The organism is Mucilaginibacter gossypii (genome assembly GCF_017569325.2).
GTDB lineage: Bacteria > Bacteroidota > Bacteroidia > Sphingobacteriales > Sphingobacteriaceae > Mucilaginibacter > Mucilaginibacter gossypii.
In genome coordinates this window covers 3,693,146-3,712,191 of record NZ_CP071878.2, presented here as the reverse complement: position 1 = coordinate 3,712,191, position 19,046 = coordinate 3,693,146, and the positions used below count along the sequence as shown (strand labels likewise).

The 19,046-nt window shown below is 41.7% G+C and carries 18 protein-coding genes; 8 read left to right on the top strand and 10 right to left on the bottom strand.

The annotated features are described in order from the left end of the window. Positions 1-19 precede the first annotated feature (19 nt). A complete protein-coding gene (locus J3L18_RS15685) occupies positions 20-1,549 on the top strand; it encodes a RagB/SusD family nutrient uptake outer membrane protein (protein WP_129569394.1) in 1,530 nt (509 codons plus the stop codon). A gap of 249 nt (positions 1,550-1,798) precedes the next feature. Then, entirely contained in the window at positions 1,799-2,740 is a 942-nt protein-coding gene (locus tag J3L18_RS15680) for a helix-turn-helix domain-containing protein (RefSeq protein ID WP_129569395.1), read from the top strand. Between the two features lie 285 nt (positions 2,741-3,025). Here the strand turns inward: J3L18_RS15680 and J3L18_RS15675 are convergent, their stop codons facing one another. The 5 genes from J3L18_RS15675 to J3L18_RS15655 form a co-directional block, all read right to left on the bottom strand. Continuing rightward, positions 3,026-3,721, bottom strand: coding sequence for a Crp/Fnr family transcriptional regulator (locus J3L18_RS15675; protein WP_091163089.1), 696 nt, complete (start codon positions 3,719-3,721; stop codon positions 3,026-3,028). 269 nt (positions 3,722-3,990) lie between these two features. Next, positions 3,991-4,638 carry a response regulator transcription factor gene (locus J3L18_RS15670; protein WP_090523305.1) on the bottom strand — a complete coding sequence of 216 codons (648 nt, stop codon included), beginning with the start codon at positions 4,636-4,638 and terminating at the stop codon, positions 3,991-3,993. A 26-nt stretch (positions 4,639-4,664) separates the two neighbouring features. Continuing rightward, a complete protein-coding gene (locus J3L18_RS15665; RefSeq protein WP_091163090.1) occupies positions 4,665-5,471 on the bottom strand; it encodes a sensor histidine kinase in 807 nt (268 codons plus the stop codon). Then, a complete protein-coding gene (locus J3L18_RS15660; protein WP_129569396.1) occupies positions 5,455-6,108 on the bottom strand; it encodes a hypothetical protein in 654 nt (217 codons plus the stop codon). The genes J3L18_RS15665 and J3L18_RS15660 overlap by 17 nt, the downstream gene beginning before the upstream one ends. Before the next feature lie 35 nt (positions 6,109-6,143). Beyond that, on the bottom strand, positions 6,144-6,692 hold the full coding sequence (locus J3L18_RS15655; protein WP_129569397.1) for a hypothetical protein: 549 nt from the start codon (positions 6,690-6,692) through the stop codon (positions 6,144-6,146). Positions 6,693-7,103: 411 nt separating this feature from the next. Here J3L18_RS15655 and J3L18_RS15650 point away from each other — a divergent pair, with 411 nt between their 5' ends. Next, complete coding sequence (locus J3L18_RS15650) at positions 7,104-7,652, top strand: inclusion body family protein (RefSeq protein WP_091163093.1); 549 nt, start codon at positions 7,104-7,106, stop codon at positions 7,650-7,652. Between the two features lie 101 nt (positions 7,653-7,753). Here the strand turns inward: J3L18_RS15650 and J3L18_RS15645 are convergent, their stop codons facing one another. Further along, the gene (locus J3L18_RS15645) at positions 7,754-8,914 is read right to left on the bottom strand and encodes a hypothetical protein (protein WP_129569398.1); all 1,161 of its coding nucleotides are present in this window, start codon (positions 8,912-8,914) and stop codon (positions 7,754-7,756) included. A gap of 314 nt (positions 8,915-9,228) precedes the next feature. Here J3L18_RS15645 and J3L18_RS15640 point away from each other — a divergent pair, with 314 nt between their 5' ends. The 3 genes from J3L18_RS15640 to J3L18_RS15630 all read left to right on the top strand — a co-directional run bounded on the left by J3L18_RS15640 (position 9,229) and on the right by J3L18_RS15630 (position 13,882). Then, the gene (locus J3L18_RS15640) at positions 9,229-11,727 is read left to right on the top strand and encodes a glycoside hydrolase family 9 protein (protein ID WP_129569399.1); all 2,499 of its coding nucleotides are present in this window, start codon (positions 9,229-9,231) and stop codon (positions 11,725-11,727) included. A gap of 4 nt (positions 11,728-11,731) precedes the next feature. Continuing rightward, the gene (locus J3L18_RS15635) at positions 11,732-13,318 is read left to right on the top strand and encodes an AGE family epimerase/isomerase (RefSeq protein WP_129569400.1); all 1,587 of its coding nucleotides are present in this window, start codon (positions 11,732-11,734) and stop codon (positions 13,316-13,318) included. Between the two features lie 198 nt (positions 13,319-13,516). Then, on the top strand, positions 13,517-13,882 hold the full coding sequence (locus J3L18_RS15630; RefSeq protein ID WP_129569401.1) for a hypothetical protein: 366 nt from the start codon (positions 13,517-13,519) through the stop codon (positions 13,880-13,882). Between the two features lie 152 nt (positions 13,883-14,034). On the opposite strand, the gene J3L18_RS15625 is transcribed toward J3L18_RS15630, so the two are convergent. Next, complete coding sequence (locus tag J3L18_RS15625) at positions 14,035-14,454, bottom strand: OsmC family peroxiredoxin (RefSeq protein WP_090523343.1); 420 nt, start codon at positions 14,452-14,454, stop codon at positions 14,035-14,037. Positions 14,455-14,613: 159 nt separating this feature from the next. Continuing rightward, on the bottom strand, positions 14,614-15,684 hold the full coding sequence (locus tag J3L18_RS15620; RefSeq protein ID WP_129569402.1) for an NADH:flavin oxidoreductase/NADH oxidase: 1,071 nt from the start codon (positions 15,682-15,684) through the stop codon (positions 14,614-14,616). A gap of 204 nt (positions 15,685-15,888) precedes the next feature. Between J3L18_RS15620 and J3L18_RS15615 the strand changes: the two genes are divergently transcribed. Both J3L18_RS15615 and J3L18_RS15610 read left to right on the top strand, forming a co-directional pair. Next, the gene (locus tag J3L18_RS15615; protein ID WP_129569403.1) at positions 15,889-16,425 is read left to right on the top strand and encodes a GNAT family N-acetyltransferase; all 537 of its coding nucleotides are present in this window, start codon (positions 15,889-15,891) and stop codon (positions 16,423-16,425) included. Between the two features lie 97 nt (positions 16,426-16,522). Then, positions 16,523-17,056: a tetratricopeptide repeat protein gene (locus J3L18_RS15610; RefSeq protein WP_129569404.1), complete on the top strand. Its 534-nt coding sequence runs from the start codon at positions 16,523-16,525 to the stop codon at positions 17,054-17,056. 153 nt (positions 17,057-17,209) lie between these two features. Here the strand turns inward: J3L18_RS15610 and J3L18_RS15605 are convergent, their stop codons facing one another. Further along, positions 17,210-18,097 carry an alpha/beta hydrolase gene (locus tag J3L18_RS15605; protein WP_129569405.1) on the bottom strand — a complete coding sequence of 296 codons (888 nt, stop codon included), beginning with the start codon at positions 18,095-18,097 and terminating at the stop codon, positions 17,210-17,212. Between the two features lie 61 nt (positions 18,098-18,158). Then, positions 18,159-19,043, bottom strand: coding sequence for an alpha/beta hydrolase (locus tag J3L18_RS15600; protein WP_091163102.1), 885 nt, complete (start codon positions 19,041-19,043; stop codon positions 18,159-18,161). Positions 19,044-19,046: the final 3 nt, after the last annotated feature.

Below are 19,046 nucleotides of genomic sequence, written 5' to 3'. Positions count from 1 at the left end.
TTTTTAAAGAGATATTGAGATGAATAAAAAATTTGTAGCCATTGCCTGCCTTGCAGTTGCAGTGGCGATAAGCCCGTCTTGTAAAAAAGACTTTTTAAATGAGAGTGACCCCAACGCTATAACGGTTGATGCCAGCTATAAAACCCCTAATGATGTGTTACTGGCTGTAAACGGTATTTATCAATCGTTACGCAGTGGCAATAATGTAGGCGAAAGCAGTGATTTGTGGACAGATCAGCGTTCGGATGACACCGGTACTCAGGATAACCAGTCAAACGCAGGCGAACCTTTTCAGTTTGGTAATTTTTCGATACTGCCAAGCAATACCTATCTTAAAAGTCATTGGGTATCGCTTTATGGTACTGTTACCCGCGCTAACGTGGTGTTGTCGCATATTGATGCTGTGCCGTTTCCGGATAATAGTGTAAAGTTGCAATACATTGCCGAAGCCAAATTTTTACGTGCATTTACTTATTTTGAATTGGTGCGCCTTTGGGGGGATGTACCGTTGGTTACTAAGCAATTATCTTATGCTGAATTGCCTGCAGCTACTTTCCGCGAAAAGCAGGCCGTTGTTTATCAACAGATAGTGGCCGATCTGACAGATGTTATCAATAACAGCCCGCTCCCTAACCTGCAAGCTTCTACCGGCAGAGCCTCAAAAGCGGCTGCTAATTTCCTGTTGGGTCAGGTGTACCTTACTATGGCAACTACCCAGGATCAGGCTAACCGTACAACTAACCTTACCAATGCCAAAACATATCTAATGAATGCTTATAATATGCGTACTTTTGGCACGCTAAACAGCATCCCTTATACTGATGTTTTTGATGTCGCAAAAAAAACAACATGTCCGGAGTTAATCTTCCAGATAGTAAATATTCAGGGTGATGTTAATTATAGCTCTTCAATTGCGGCTAATTTCCAGGCGAAGGGTGAGACTATCAACTCGCAAAAAAAATCATCAGGTGCTGGTTATAATGTTACTCATGATTTGATTAATGAGTATGAAACCAACGATCCCCGCATGACTTTCTCTGTTAAATATGCCAATGATCCTATTGTGAAAGACTGGTTTGTTACTAAATTCAGGGATGTGAGCACCAGCGCCGGCGTAAATGGCTACGGCGGTAACGACTGGATCCTGATGCGCTATGCTGATGTGATCCTTTCCCTGGCCGAAGTTAATAACTACCTTGGCGACCAGGCTGCTGCTATCGGCTTCCTTGACCAGGTACGCACACGTGCAGGTATGCCAACTTATGCTGTATCAATGACTAACAGTGATTATGCCACCAAATACCCAACATTAAAGCTGGCTATTTTGCATGAGCGCCGTGTTGAGCTTGCTTTTGAGCATCACCGCTGGTACGATTTGTTGCGTACCTTTAACGATGCAGATCTGGTAGCTTACTTCAAAGCAAAAAAACAAACTGATTTTGGTTTGGCTTCATTGGCAAACTTTACCACTAAAGATCGTTATTACCCGATTCCGTTTGATGAGTACAAACTTGACCCTGTTAAGATGTACCAAAACCCGGGTTATTAATACTGGTGTTATATAGAAGGAAGCCGCCTCGTAAGTCAATTATGAGGCGGCTTCTTTTATCATCTGTTAATGGGTATTTATCAAATTCAAATAACATTTCTTTTATGTATTAAGTTTGTTTTGCCTCCGGAAAATATAAAGTGTTGATATACTGCAAAACTTTTGTTTGAGTTTTGTAAGAACTGATTTACCAGAAGCAAATAGTGATGTAGTTATCATTAAGTTTGTGTAGCTCATCAAAGCAAAAAAATGAAAACGGTAACAGTAGAAGATTTTTATAAAAATGCCGCCGAGCGTACCAACAGCACGGTGGGAGACCTGCTTCCGGCTGATATCAACAAGGAGATAGGGCATTTTAATGTATTTAACCTTAGCGACATCATCGCTATAGTAAAAAAAGACCCTACCCATGTGCCTTACAATCGCAGGCTATATTACAAGATAAACCTGGTAAGGGGCCGAAACATAGCTGAGTATGCTGATAAGGTGATCGATATTGAAAAAAATGCGCTGGTATTTGGTACCCCAAAAATCCCTTACAGTTGGAAACCACAGGATATGGAACAGTCTGGCTATTTCTGTATTTTTACTGATGAATTTTTGGTGCAATCAAAAAGTGGGGTAATATTGGATTCATTGCCTATTTTTAGTCCCGGAGGGTGCCCTGTGTTTATGCTTACTGATGAACAAGCAGAGGAGATCACACTTGTTTTTAGGAAGATGCAGCAGGAAATAGCATCAGACTATCTGTACAAGTATGATCTGATCAGAAATTATGTGCTGGAATTGATTCACTATGGCCAAAAATTGCAGCCTTTTACCAATTATAATAACAGTCATAATGCATCTGCAAGAGTATCATCCCTGTTTATTGAGCTGCTTGAAAGGCAATTTCCAATAGCGTCACCCGATCAAAAGGTGATCCTGCGTACTGCTAAAGACTACGCCGACAGGCTCGCTGTTCATAGTAACCATCTCAATAAGGTATTAAAAGAAAGCACCGGAAAAACAACCACCGAACATATAGCCAACAGGCTCATCCAGGAGGCCCGCATCCTGCTCAAACAAACCGACTGGAATATATCGGAAATAGCCTATAGCCTGGGCTTCGGGCAGTTGTCGCATTTTTCAAACTTCTTTAAAAAGCAAACATCGTTATCGCCGGTTGAAGTACGGAATTTGGTTGGGTGAGGGCTGGCTGCCGATAATTATCTAAATGTTAAAAATGATTGTCGTTAATTTAAAGAGAAACTGAGCCTATATAAAAAATCGTTGATCATTTGAGCGACAGATTAAATGAATTTACCTTGAATAATGGGTATAGGTTTGACAGGGGTGAAGCTAATGATTATGAATAATATCGCAATCGACACCAATATTCTGCTTTACGCCTCATGATTTTTATCCCAAAAAAGCTAAAAATAATAAACCCATTTAAGGCAAAAGGATAATAATATTTCGAAGTAATTATCCCATTTACAACTCATCATCCTGAGTTAAAAGAAAAAGTTTATCATGATTGATAATACTGATCTTTTTGCCATTTGTGCTAATCAGTTTTTCCTGTAACAACTCGTTAACTACCCTGAAAACGGTTTCGTAAGTGGCGCCGGCGTATGAAGCCAGGTCCTGCCGGGTAAGTTCTACATCAATATGGCCTTCCGGGTTTGTACCAAACTGATTTTTGAGGCTTATGAGTGCCTGGGCAACGCGGCCCTTTACCGGCATATGCGCGAGATTACGCATTTTGCGTTCAGCCTCCTGCAGTTCGTCGGCAAAAAATAACATTAGCTGGTAGGTAAACTGAGGGTTTACTTTTAAAGTAGCTTCAAAAAACTCCATATCAATGTAGCATATAATACCTGCTTCCAACGCTGTTGCCGAAATAGGGTAGTGGGTGGCATGTTTACCCAACACACGGTGACCAAAAATGGCACCCTTATTGGCAAAGCGAATAATAAGTTCTTTATCCGGCCCCCATTTTTTATGAACTTTTACATTGCCTTCATAAACAAAGTAAATTCCTTTCACCGGGTCGCCTTCACTGAAAATAACCTGTCCTTTTTTTACATTAAAGTTTTTTTTGTTGGCTGCAATTGCAGGCAGCCACTCTTTTATACAGCCCTTACATAAAAGACAGGTTTGATTATCGCACTGGATATTTCTTTTCATTCAAATCTTGATCAATCAGTCAATGTTTTGTTGTAAAAATATCAATGAAAATTGTATTTTTTATCAAAACAATGAATTTTAATTGATGAATTTTTATATAATTATTGATTTATATGATTTTAACAATGATAAATCATGTTTTTTGTTAAGCGAAAAGATTAATTATACTTTTTAAGGTTTATTTTAAGCGTTTATTTTGTGTGTTTATTAATAAACGGGTCTTGTTTTAAGAGGATGTGCAAAATGCGATGGCTAATTTTAAAAGAGCCTCATATTATCCCATTCTTTACAGCAAACATTACCAGCCCGGCGGTATTGCGTACGCCCACCTTATCTATCAGGCGCTGCCTGATCCCTTCAACCGAGCGCGGACTAAGGAATAGTTGTTTGCCCATTTCATTGGCAGTTTTTTCGGCACAAATTAATTTCAGTACATCCTGTTCCCGTTCGGTGAGTTCAACGCCTTCTTTAAAGGATGGTTTGATATTACCTTTTATCACCAATTTCTTTAAAAGTGCGTTGCTTACTATATTGTTAAAGTAATAGCCTGTTTCGTGTACCGAATATATCGCTTTCCTGATTTCTTCAGCTTCTGCGTTCTTTAGCAGATACCCGTTGGCGCCAATCTCCATTAAATGAATTACGAACTTTTCGTCATCGTACATCGTCACCACTAAAATTTTCATATCAGGATACTTCTTTTTAATGTGTTTGGTAGCTTCCATGCCATCCATAACAGGCATTTTAAGGTCCATGATAATTACATCGGGCATATTGGTTTCAATGCCTTTTATCAGGTCTTCACCATCGCCGGCCTCAAGCATTACTTCCAGGTTCTCATCCTGGGTAAGTCCAATTTTGAGGCCGTCCCTGTATATGGTATAATCATCGGCTATGGCAATTTTAATAGGTTTCATCGCCTTATTTTTGATTGTTATAATGGTTAAATAGTAATTGTTCGGGGGATGCTGATATTAATGTAGTATCCCTCGGGCTTGTGATTGAATGATACCTCGCCTTTCAGCAAAATGATGCGGGTTTGGATAGCTTTGAGGCCAAGGCCCTGTTTATTAAACTTCAGTTCTTCATATTGTGCATGGCTAAGCCCCTTCCCATTATGAAAAATACTAATGTTTAAAGCATCGTGGTTATAAGTTGATGTGATATGTATTTTTTTAGGTCTGGCATGTTTAAGTATATTGTTCATTAACTCCTGCACCATGCGGTATATGCTAATATCATTTTCATTAGCCTGGGTTGTATATGAATCATCAAGATCGGTGGTAATAAATATGAGGTCGTTATTTGTTATTTTCTCAACAAAATGCCTGATTGCTTCATTTAGCCCGAACTCTTTCAGAATACTGGAGTGCAAATTGTGCGAAATACCACGCACCTGTTTAATGGCCATGTCAAGCAGCTCCTGTCCTTTTTCATACCTCGGCTCATTGTTTTTATCAATAACGTTGATCTTTACTCCTTGTAGATGCAGCTTTGATGCCGATAAAATGGCGCCCACTTCATCATGCAGCTCTTCGGCAATACGATGACGTTCAGTTTCTTCACTGCGCACAGCTGCCTCTATCAACTGGTTTTGCTGGGTTTGATGCAGCCTTTGTATTTTTTGCTGATACTGGTATTTCTTACGCTGAAAAAATATAAAAATGAGCAATATACTTGCGAATAAGGAAAGCATAACCGCAATGCCCATAAAGAGCAGGAGCCTGATATCATCATTCGTTTGTTTCATATAACCCTTTCGCTATAAATACACATAAAATGGTATAGGTGAAATTGTGGATGTTCCACAGGCTTATGGCAAAGTTGTGCAGACGCAGCGTGAGTTCATTGTAGAGCAAAAAAATGAAAAAGTTTACAGTGTAGTAAATACCCAGGCCGGTTACTATCCAAAAGTCGGGCTGTTTCTTACTGGGTTCTTCATCGTCGGTTATTTTAAACAGGTAATACTGCATACAATAAAACATCATAATTACCGCTTCAAACGATAGTAATCTGCTGCTCAATTGTCCGTAATCAAAAAAATTTTGATAAAAGATGAAATTGATAAGTACAAACCCTAAAAAAATATACGGCGCTATCCTTTTTGTTTTGGACAAAAACTGCTGGTTTAACTTTATAAAAAAAGAGCTGAATAATAACACCCTGATTATGGAGTGTATATTATACAGATAATTATTGGTGTTGTATGGATGCGGTAAAATTGTTTTAAGCTTCCATATGGCGTCAATAGTTACATTAATTGCCAGCGCTGTCCATAAATATATAACAACAGGTTTGTTAAAAACTGGTTGTTTTTTCTTCAAACAAAGAATGGCCAGGGGAATGAGCAACGCCCAAACCTCCGACCAGTCAGATATACCTTTCATTAGCTGTTCCACTTTGCAGCAGTTTTGTAACGCTATTACATTTTTGCCGGAGGTGATGGATTTGAATCAACATCCCCGGTGTCTGAGTCGCGGTAATCAATAGGTACACCGTTTTTTATAAGGCTGATGGCGTATACAAGGTGCTGGTTGGAAGCTATGATCTTAGGAGTAAAAACCAGGAAGTCATAATCACGTTTTTTTCCGCTATCGGTTGAGATAATCGCCATAATAGCTTTTTTGGTTAGATACGTATTGCCTAAAACCACCGGGCCGGTTAAGTTAACCAGCGTATCTTTTGTAATAGCCAGTGTATCGGGATGCATCGGGTTAAGATAGCCTCCGGCTGTATCCAGAATATATGATACAAGCTGATATGGCTTTTTAACGTCATCGATCTGGGGGCTGTAAAACTGAAAAACGAAATTGTCAGTTTTGGCCGAGTCGAGCCAGTGATTAACCTGTGTAGCGGTGTACTTTACCTGGGCAAATTTGGTAGCCTGCCTGCATGAAGTCATGGCAAAAAACAAGCAAATAGTAATCGCGGCAGCGATTGGTCTGAATAAGTTAAAAGGTCGTTTTTTCATGATATAATAGGTTTAATATGCAGGTAATATAGTTGTATTGTTTGTATTTTATGTTGGTAATAATAAATTATATAAGTGAGAAATTATTTATACTACTGTGAAAAAATTTCTCACTAATTATTTATTGTTCGCTTCGTTTTCTGCTGATTTTCCTATACCGCAAAGTTAGTAGGTGTGAAATAGTGTGAAAGGGTGTTTTTATGGTTTGTATACGTATAAATACTTATTTTTTTTATTCGGTATTTTTTCTCTAATAAGCCTGTTTAAATAAGCGGAGGTTTGTATTGTGATAAGCGAATAAGAAAAACCGGTTAAGAAGCGCTTCGGTTCTGTTCGCTCTGATCAAAGGAGCTAACCCGAAAATCCTTTAAAGAGTAGGGACATTTATTTATCCTAATAACCTTTTTAGTCATGGCAATTAACAGTGAATTTGTCTCCACCTCGCAGGAGATCATCAACATCCAGGTAGTTATCGATACCGATGCAATTACTACCGATTATCCAAACCCAAGTCAGGATCCTAACAATCCAACAGGTTTGCCGCATAACTATATGTATATGGTTGCTACCCGCGGTAATACCATGACCGGATCTGGCGGCGCCGACCTTAACATCAAAGCTGATGTGGGTGATGTTATACGCTGGTATGCAGTATCAGAGTACGGTAACTTTGATTCGGCTGTAGTTATTTACAAGTTAGCATGGTATGCGCAGGATGTAGTATTTGATGGTGAAACTTTCAATGTATATACGCGCACAGGCATTTTGCCAATTAATGGTACCGCTATTCCGGTTGGCTTTTCTACTCAAAATTTTTGGTTTAACCAGGCTACTGTAATTAGCAAAGGCACCGAACAATACAACGTGCAGTTTGCACTTTATGTGCGCCAGCGGGGCGTTGATAATCCGGTATTATTTGGTTACTATTACTGGGACCCAACCGTTACCGTACAAAGCTAATCCAGCTTAAACCCGAATTAAAAGAACAGGCACAAGCCTGGTTTATCATCACATGATGCCGGACTTGTGCCTGATTTCCATTAAACGGCTTTAAAGCTTTTTTATTTGGTTTTACCACTACCTCCTTTACTGTCATCTCCCTCGGGTTGGTCGGTTGGTTTTTCATTTCCAACGGTAGTTGAATCATGTTGCTCTGTTGGCTGGTCTTTGGTTGGTTCGGTAGCCTTTAACCCGGCATAAGTGCCAGCACTGATACCCATCATCAGCAATATATTGTTATCAAAATCGGGAAGTAGATTTGATGATACGGTTTTTTGTATAAAAATTAGCCCGAACAGGATATTGAACAGCACGTTTTGAAGGCGCTGGATATTGATGCTGGTCCTATCTGATAGGATATCGTGAAAAAAGCCTTCACTATGTGCTTTGGGATCAATCTCCGTTTTGGTTTTTTGGTCATTTTCGATAACCTTGCCCGTAGCCATAGTTGCAGCGCTAATGCCCAGGATAGCCAGCAGTGAGCCTGGGATATCAGGAAGTGCCCCCGTTTCATTACATATATACAGGTAGGTGACCGAAAAAATGACCGTCCAATAAAGAAGTTGTGTGCGGCTCAGACTGTAGTATAAATTGCTGTCATCTTTTAAAATATTGTTTTGTAAGCCCATAGCCAGGAAGCCGGCCATAATAGCGGCCATTATCCATACCCAAACCCGGTTTATTTTCTGTTTAACCTCAAGTTGTGTTTTTATTAATCCTTTGGTTATGTAGCCACCTGAATAGCCCACCGAAAAATAAACCGGGATGCGGGCTTTATCGATGGATTTGCTGGCTAAAAACTGCACGGCCAGGTTCTGTACCGACTCGTCTATTTTGAAATACACGATCTTTTCGTAGTCGTTATTACTCCAAAAAGCAGTTTCTCCTACTTTGATATCGTCAACATACAGGGTTTTGAACGAATCGATTGGGAGTGTAGTTTTGAGCCTGATAGCGATGATCTCATTTAACCTGGCCGAATCTTTTCTTCCACTTAGGTTGTAAATATTTAATATAGAATCAGGAAGAAGGGCTTTAGTTACTGAATCTTTTTTAACCCTGTTATTTTTTACACTATCGGGGTTTGCAGGCTGAGCATGAACTGCTTCAGAGAAAGTAAGAATAAAAAAAACAGCTGTAAATAGTTTAAAAACTTGTTTTTTTAAACAGGGGTTTAGTAACAGCAGTGAAGCTATTACAGCTAAGCATAACAGGAAGGCCATCGGTTTAATAATTGTTGCCTACTCTTTGATCCCTTTTTCGGCACACAGGTATTACTGGTAATCAAATTTAAATTAATTGCTGAACAAAATGAATACCTAATATCAGGTATTTTTATTTTTAATTAATTGGTAATAAGTTAATTGCAGTATTGTTGGCTGCTTTTTATTAATAGTGATTTTTAATGTAAAATCCCCGCTATTGTATAAAATCGGCAACAAAAGGTTAATATATCATTATACTGAGCCCTTGTCACAGAGGTATTTTTAGCCGTGCAAATATCTTGTTGCATATTACCGGTTAATCCATTATCCTGATGAGATCTAAATTTACCTTCACCGCGATTATTGCTGCCTGTTGTTTACTGCCCTGTTTTTTGTATGCACAGGTTAAGCCTGCTGCAAACTTAATGAAGCTTAACGCACAGGAATATCTTGAATATAAGGGCATAAACGTAATGCTTGCCCATGATTTTTACCCTGAGGGGCACCAGGGTGGGGTAGGCATTATTCAAAACGGACAGCGTGTAGCTACCAATGGTGATATCAGGCTGGAGCCTACGCCGGGTCAATGGTCGCCTATACCCAAAGTAGGTAAGCGTGTGGTTAATAAAGCTACCGGCGAAGTAAGCGTACGCATGGAGTTCCCCAACCCGGATATGAACCGCCATGGTTTTAACCCTATTATCTATCCGGATCTGAATTTTGCTTATAATATTCGGGTGGTCCCTGCGGGAAAGGCGTTCAGGATCATTGTTGATTTGGATAAGCCATTGCCCGACAATTGGATAGGTAAAGTAGGTTTTAACCTGGAGTTATTCCCGGGGATTTTGTTTGGCAAATCTTATTACATGGATAAGCAATTTGGCATATTCCCTCAACAGGCCGATGGACAAACTTATATCGACAAAGAAGGTGAAACCCAGGTTATGCCCATGGCCGAAGGCAGAAAGCTCACTATTACGCCCGAAACCGATTTGCAGCGCATGACTATCGAAAACCTTTTGGGCGGCAGCCTGCAATTGTTAGATGGCCGGGCCAAGCATAACAATGGCTGGTTTGTAGTACGTTCGTTAGTGGCTAAGGGCGCGTCAAAAGATGCTGTAGAATGGCTGATAACTCCAAATGCTGTAGAGGGCTGGCAATCGCAACCGGTAGTTCAGGTATCGCAGGTAGGCTATCATCCCGCGCAGCAAAAAACTGCAGTAATTGAACTGGATAAAAATGATAAAAGGGTATTGCCGGTTTCGCTGATGAGGATAAATGAAAACGGCGGACTAATAACCGCTTTGAAAGCTACACCCACCATTTGGGGAGATTTTTTAAGGTATCATTACCTGCAATTTGATTTTACAAAGATCACCACACCGGGTATGTACTTGGTGAAATATGGCAATTATCAAACGGAGCCATTCCAGATCAGCACTGATGTATTTAGAAATGATGTATGGCAGCCAACGCTTTCATATTTCCTGCCTATACAGATGTGCCATATGCGGGTTAACGAAAAATACCGAGTATGGCATGGCTTATGCCATATGGATGATGCCCGAATGGCGCCGGTTGATTCCAACCATTTCGACGGCTATATTCAGGGGCATAGTACACTCAATAAATATAAATCGGGCGATAATGTACCATTTCTCGACCGCGGTGCATGGCATGATGCCGGGGATTTTGACCTGCGGGTTGAATCGCAGGCAGAAACGGTACATGGGCTTACATTAGCTTATGAGGCTTTCGACGTAAGATATGATAACACAACTATCGACCAAAAGAACCACATCGTTGAAATTCACCAGCCCGATGGCAAACCGGATATGCTGCAACAGATTGAGCACGGTTTATTAGCCATTACAGGAGGCTACCAGGCCTTGGGACGTTTTTACCGTGGAGTTATTGAGCCAACCATCAGGCAGTACACCATTTTGGGTGATGCCGCCAATATCACCGATAACACACCTTTTGTAACCAATGCTTCAAATATTAATCCTGTATTGAAAACTCCCGCGGCGGCTGATGACCGCTGGGTGTTTACGGAGGAAAACCCTGGCCGTTCGTTAGAAACAGCCGCCGCCTTGGCTGCTGCAAGCCGTGTAATGAAGGGATATAATGATACACTTGCTACGCAATGCCTGCAAATAGCACAGGAAGTTTGGAAAAACACACCTGACCAGACTTTGCGCCATCGGGTTGCTTTGGCGGTAGAATTATTCATCGCCACAAAAGATAAAACCTATGCCGATTACCTGGTAAACAATACCGATGCGATAGCCAATAGTATTGATAATACCGGCTGGCTGGTTGGCCGCACCATGGGGTTGATCAATGATGCAAATTATCATGATAAAATAACCGAAGCAGTAAAAAAACTATATGCTCAAATTCAGCTGCAGGGAACTAAAACCCCTTATGGAGTTCCGTATGAACCCAATATTTGGGGAGCGGGGTGGGGTATCCAGAATTTTGGTTATAAACAATACTTTTTATACTCCGGTTTTCCGTCTGTTTTTAGCGACACCTATATGCTGCACGCCATTGATTTTGTGCTGGGCTGCCATCCAGGTTCTAATACAGCTTCGTTTGTATCGGGCGTAGGTTCAAAATCAATGACAACAGCCTACGGCTTTAACCGGGCCGACCGCTCATATATTCCCGGTGGTATTACCTCCGGCACGGCGCTTATCCGGCCTGATTTTCCCGAACTGCTTAACTGGCCTTACCTATGGCAACAGGGCGAATACGTTTTGGGCGGTGGCACAACCGACTACCTGTTTTTAGTTTTAGCGGCCGATCATGTTTTAAATAAAAAGTAAGCTTATGAAATTGAAGATCACTTTGCTATCGGCTTTAACCAGCGCCGTGTCGATTGTATTTGCCCAAAATAATCAGGGCGAAAAGCAAAAGATAGCGCATGAAATGCAAATCTCCATGGTTGATGAACTGCTTAAGCCCTGGTACCCGGCCGCTATTGATACTGCCGATGGTGGCTTTTTAAGTGCTTTCACCTATGATTTCAAGCCAACAGGTAACCAGGATAAAATGATAGTGACCCAGGCACGCCACGTTTGGAGCAACAGCAAAGCCGCTGAACTTTTCCCCGCAAAAAAATATTATATAGAGGGGGCCCGCCATGGCTATGAGTTTTTGCGTGATAAATTGTGGGATAAGCAATACGGGGGCTTTTACATTTTTACGGATAGACAAGGCAACCCCAAACAGGGTGGTTTTGCTCCTAAAGAAGCTTATGGTAATTCTTTTGCAATTTACGCGCTTGCAGCATATTACCAGGCCTCGGGCGATACCAGCGCATTAAATTTGGCTAAGCAATGTTTTTGGTGGTTGGAAAAACACGCTCACGATCCGGTTTATAAGGGTTACTATCAGCATATGCAGCGTGATGGAACACCAATTGTGAGGGATGCAAACATAAAATCTACTGCCGAAACGGGTTATAAAGATCAAAACTCATCCATCCATCTGCTGGAGGCGTTTACCGAATTATACAGCGTGTGGCCGGATGAATTGCTTAAAACCCGCCTGAAAGAAATGTTAATGCTGGTGCGTGATAAGATCACTAATGATAAGGGAAATCTTATCCTGTTTTTTCAACCCGATTGGACACCGGTATCTTACCACGATTCTACCCTTGCCGTTTATAAGCAGCATCATAGCCTTGATCATATTTCGTATGGGCACAATGTAGAAACGGCTTATCTGATGCTCGAAGCTTCACATGCTTTAGGTATTGAAGGGGATGTCAAAACCTTGCAGGTGGGCAAAAAAATGGTTGATGATGCGTTGGATAATGGCTGGGATAATAAAGTGGGCGGTTTTTACGATGAGGGCTATTACTTTAAAGATAAGCCCGGACTTACCATTACTGAGGATACCAAGAACTGGTGGGCGCAGGCCGAAGGGCTCAACACGCTGCTCATTATGGCTGCCAGGTATCCGCAGGATAAGCACCAGTACTTTGAAAAGTTTAAAACCCTGTGGCAATACACGCAAACCTATCTCATTGACCATGAACACGGCGACTGGTACCAGGGCGGCATAGATAAACAACCACAGTATAAAACAGCCCTCAAAGGCCAGATCTGGAAAGGAACTTACCATACTTTCCGCGCGCTGATGAACTGTGTGATGCAACTTGACCCGGATAAAATGCCACCCACCGCGCCAAAGCAGGTAATACTGGTTAAAGCTACCGGTACTTTAAAATGGGAGGCATCTAAGGATAATAAGCGGGTGCTGGGCTATAATATTTACAATAAAGGCAAACGGATGGGTTTTACGCCGTTAAATTATTTTGTGGTGGACAGGAGTTTGGGGGGTAAAGGCAAGTTAACGGTGAGAGCGGTTGATTTGGCGGGTAATCAGTCTGCTTTGAATAAAGCTTTTTAATTTAATAATCAACAGCTTATGGCAATGTTATTGTGAGTTGGTTAATGTTCAAATTTCTTGATCAGGTCTTTATTAGGGTGCACTTTTGCTTTCAGCCTTCAGCTTTTGAAAGTGACTACGGTCATTTTTTTAACGCACCATGATCATGTTACAGGTAAACTGTATCAGCCATCTTTGTATCATTAAAAGATAACAATCATGGCAACTTTAAAAATAAATGCTCCTGAATGGACCGCTGCAAATACCAGTACCGTTAACACCGCTAATACTAAAGCCGGCAACAATACATGGAATAAGTTAATGGCCTTTGCCGATAGCCAGGCACCTAATAAAACAGTTTGGTTTATGTTTTCACTTGTTTCACAAGGTGTGCTCTTTTTACCTGTACCTGCTTTCCTGCTGTATTATTACAATGCTCCGATACTAGTACTGGTAGTAACTCTTGTGTTATTCTTTGCCAACATAATAGCCGGAATGGGCGGCTCCGGTATCCGTACACTGCTTGGTTTTTTCGCGTTCAGCGTTCTGGTCCATATTACCATGTTGCTTGTATTTATGCTGTAATATAGCTTATTGACCCCCTGATTTAATATGTGCTGAAAAGTCGCCGGTTTGCCGGCGGCTTTGTTGTTTTAAAAAGGAGTGGATAGGGAATGAGTCAACAAAAAGGGGATTGTGCTGTGCACAATCCCCTTTTTGTATTTTGTAAAATGTAATTAAGCGTAAGTAACACTTAAAGTAATTGGCACGCTCAGTGCTTTTGAAATAATGCAGTTAGCTTTGGCGCCTTCGGCAATTTCTTTGAATTGTTCTTCAGAAACACCATCAATTGCTGATCCTTTTATTTCTAAATGGATGCCTGTAACCTCTAAGGCTTGCATATCAAGGTCAAGAATTGCATCGGTAGTTAAATCATTAGGAGTAAAGCCTGCCTGGGTTAAAGCAGCGCCAACAGCCATAGTAAAGCAGCCTGCATGAGCAGCAGCTAATAACTCTTCGGGGTTAGTGCCGATGCCATCGGCAAAGCGGGTTTTAAATGAATACTGGGTTTTGTTTAATACAGTGCTCTGGGTAGTGATCTCTCCCTGGCCAGCCTGTAATGTACCATTCCAATGGGCGTTTGCTGTACGTTTCATAGCGTGTGGTTTTTGTTTTTTGGTTATTTAGTCCATAGACCATAGTCTATAGTTTTATTATTATTTAATCCATAGGCATGGTCAATGGTCCATAATTTATAGTCTTAATAAGTGCAGCTTCTATGGACTATCGACCATAGACTATCGACTATTGACCAATCAATGCCATTTAGCGCGTTCATACTGAACAGGCCATTTTATTTCCTCGCCAAGCTCATGTGCCGCGCGCAGGGCAAAATGTGGATCACGAAGCATTTCCCTTGCAAAAAACACAAGATCGGCGCGTTCGTTTTCTATAATTTCATTAGCCTGGTCCGATTTGGTGATCAAACCTACCGTACCTGTAAGTATACCGCTTTCTTTTTTAACTTTTTCGGCAAATTCAACTTGATAACCCGGTGTTAACGGGATTTTAACATTTGGTATGTTGCCGCCTGTTGAGCAGTCAATCAGATCAACACCTTTTTCTTTTAAAATACTGGCTAATGCAACAGAATCACCTGCCGTCCAGCCTCCTTCTACCCATTCGGTCGCCGAAATTCGTACAAACAGCAGGTTCTCTTCAGGCCAAACTTCTTTAACACTTTCAATTATTTCGAGGAGTAAGCGAATGCGGTTTTCAAAGCTTCCGCCATATTCGTCTGCACGTTGGTTACTGAACGGTGAAAGAAATTGATTGATCAGGTATCCGTGTGCACCATGCAATTCTATCACTTGAAAACCGGCGTCAACAGCCCGTTTAGTAGCGGCTTTGAAATCGGCTTTTACTTTTTCAATGCCCGCTTTATCTAAAGCTATGGGTGGTTCTTCATTTTCAAAAAAGGAAATGGCACTTGCCGAAACACTTTGCCAGCCGTTTGGCTGATCGGCAGGGACCTGTTTGCCGCCGTTCCACGGCTCCTGGTGACTTGCCTTACGCCCTGCATGGGCCAGCTGTGTGCCCGGAACAGCGCCCTGAGCCTTTATAAAATCAGTAATCTGTTTTAGTTTTTCAACATGTTCGTCTTTATACAAACCCAGGTCGGCGAAGGTAATGCGCCCTTCGGGTGATACAGCGGCGGCTTCGGTGATGATTAACCCTGCACCGCCTGTAGCAAAGCTGCCAAGGTGTACCAGGTGCCAGTCGTTAGCAAAACCATCCTGGCTTGAATACTCGCACATAGGCGATACTACGATGCGGTTTTTTAGTTCGATGTTTTTTATTTTAAGGGGAGAGAATAGTGTAGACATGTTTTTTGTTTTTGCAAATATGCGTACTAACAAGCAGTGTGTATGTACTGTTTTTGTAAAATGATATTGCAGTGAGAGGAAAGAAGCGTTTTGCGCCTGGAGGAATTGTCCGGATCAGAATTACAGAATTATTTAATTTTCAGAATAAGGTAATTCTTTAATGGCACGGGTTGAGGTATTTACTAAAACGTTACATTTACCGCCATGTCTACCATTACTGCACGCCTGGCAACTTTTAATGATATTCCCGAATTGCAGGGGCTGATCGCTCTTTCTGTTCGTGGATTAAGCACTAATTATTATAATCAGCAGCAAATTGAAAGTGCTATTAAGTACATTTTTGGAGTGGATACCCAATTGGTTACCGATGGTACTTATTATGTAGCCGAAGTAAACGGCGTTACCGTAGGCTGTGGCGGCTGGAGCAAACGCAATACTCTTTACGGTGGCGATCAGCATAAAGAAATTGAAGACCCATTGCTTGATCCCAATCATGATGCTGCCAGGATCAGGGCTTTCTTTGTTCATCCGGACTATGCCCGGAGGGGTGTAGGTAGTTATATTATAAAGGTTTGTGAAACTGCTGCGCAAAACAACGGCTTTAAAAGCCTGCAATTAGGAGCTACGTTGCCCGGTGTGCCGCTTTACGAAGCTATGGGGTACAAAGCCATGGAAAATATTGATCAGCCGATGCCCGATGGGGTAATATTGCCCTTGGTTAAGATGTTTAAGGTTTTATAGTTATGGGTTTCATATTAAACCCTCCGTTTCAGCGTTATAACTTAAAGGCAAGCCCGCAATCATGCCCAGGAAAATATTGACGGTAATAATCTTATTAATGGCTGTTACCTTAACACAGGCGCAAACTGCTGAAGATACCTACAACAAATACCTCGACTTTAACCTGGCACGTTTACAGGGAGAGCAGGATAAGGCAATGGACTTGTCCCGGCAAATTATGCAGGATACGGCCAAGCTATCAGTCAAAGTAAAGATCAATTTTTTCAATTCACTGGCCAGGCTTTATGAAGATGATAATCAAAGTGTAAATGCGATACCCTTATACGAGCGCGTAGTTGCTGCCGAACCTGATTATTATGTGGCCCACCGGGCTTTGGGGTACTTGTATCTCAAAAATATCTCCGATGCTGATAAACCTTTAAATAGCCCATCTACAGATGCCGAATACGTTAAGGCTGTAAAAAAAGCCCTGCCTCAATTGGAGAAGGCACAGGCCTGCGATGCTGACGACAATACTTTAGCCCTGATCAAAACGCTTTATAAAAACATAGGTGATGATGCCGGGTTGACTGGACTGAATAACCGGTTAAAGATTTTGAAAGGGAAGTGTGAGGATATTTTGGGTGATTAATAATATATATCAATAGAGAGGAGCTTGCCGGGATAGTGCCATAGGCACGACGTGACAATCTCTTCGCTTGTAAAGGTGTTATGTTTTGAAATCTCTGTATAGCAAGCGATTGTCACGCTATCGCTTGCTATGACAAGGTTTGGTTAGCGCACCCTACTTTTGCCTAAAGCTATCACCAATAAACGCTAATGCATCGGTGATGCCGGTGCGCCAGTAGGTCCAGTTGTGGGCTCCGTCGCGGATGCGAAATTCGTGTGGCACTTTCTTTTCTGTAAGGGCTATATGCAGCAGGCTATTCCCTTTGCTTAGCGCGTCATCATCACCGCAATCTATCCAGTAGCGCACATTTTTCAGATCATCGGTTGTTTTGCTTTGTACCAATCCCAGTATAGAGTTAGCCTGCCAGGTAGCATTAAGACGTTCTTTTCCTTTAAGATCGGGGCCAAATACCTTGCTATATACATCCTTCCAGCGCTCGTCGGGTATCGCCATAAAATCATCATCGCCACGTACCGCAGCACTCAAAGCCGCTGCTGCCGAGAACATATCGGGATGTTTAAGGCTATATACCAATGTGCCAAATCCTCCCATGGATAAGCCCGCCACGCCGCGGTATTGTTTTGTACCTTTTATACGGTATTCTTTTTCGATAGATGGTATAAACTCCTTGAAAAAGAAGTCCTCATAGTTTAGTTTGTCCTTGTATGCATTGATAAAGAAGCTTGTGCCCCCGTCGGGCATTACAATGATCATCGGTGGAATGGTACCATCGGCAATAGCATTATCGGCATAGCGGTTAACTTCACCAAATTGCAGCCAGCCAGTATGGTCATCCCCATAACCATGCAGCAGGTATACTACGGGGTAGGTCCGGTTTGATGTTTCATAGTCGGCAGGGAGGTATACTGCGTATTTTACATTATGATTTAAAATATCGCTTTTTATATATTGCTCTTCAATCACCTTGCCGGTAGTTTGCGCAAATACATTTGCCGAAATCAGCAATAAACAAACCAGCAAAATCCTTTTTATAATACTCATATTCTAATTGATTCAATTAATCGTCATTTACACATCCGCATATCTGAAAACAGCGCATCTGCTACTTTTGCCTGAAACTATCACCAATAAATTGCAGTGCGTTGGTGATCCCTGTACGCCAGTAGGTCCAGGTGTGGGCGCCATCGCGCATGCGAAATTCATGCGGTACATTTTTTTCGGTAAGGGCAATATGCAACAGGCAGTTGCCTTTGCTCAGAAAGTCGTCGTCGCCGCAATCTATCCAGTATCTTACAGATTTTAACTCATCGGTAGTTTTGGTTTGCACCAGGTTTAAAACCGAATTACTTTGCCAGGCATTGTTAACCCTGTCTTTCCCCTTTAAGCCCCGGCCGTAAAGCTGTGCAAATATTCTTTCATAAGTATCATCAGGAGTGCTTACGAGCTGATCGTCAGGAAATACAGCGGCACTTAAGGCCGCACCGGCTGCAAACAGATCGGGATGTTTAAGTGTATAGATCAGTGTTCCGTAACCGCCCATCGAAAGCCCTGCAATGCCCCGGTATTTTTTTTCGGCCTTGATGCGCAACGCTTTTTCAATATGAGGCATAAACTCTTTGATGAAAAAGTCTTCATATTTTTCCTTACTGTCATAAGAGTTGATGTACCAGCTCGAATCGGCATTTGGCATTACAATGATCATCGGCGGGATAGTGCCATCGCTAATAGCTTTATCGGCATAGCGGTTAACTTCGCCAAATTGCAGCCAGCCGGTATGGTCGTCGGTATAGCCGTGCAGAAGGTAAACTACAGGGTAGGTGCGGTTGGCCGTTTCATAATCCGGAGGTAGATAAACTGCGTAGTTTACATTGCGCTTTAAAATTTTGCTTTTGAGGTTTTGCTCTTCAAGCACCTTGCCCTGCTGTGCAAATAAATTGAAGCCGCTTACCAGTAGCAGGAATAAAAAAACGGGTTTAAGTATTTTCATAGT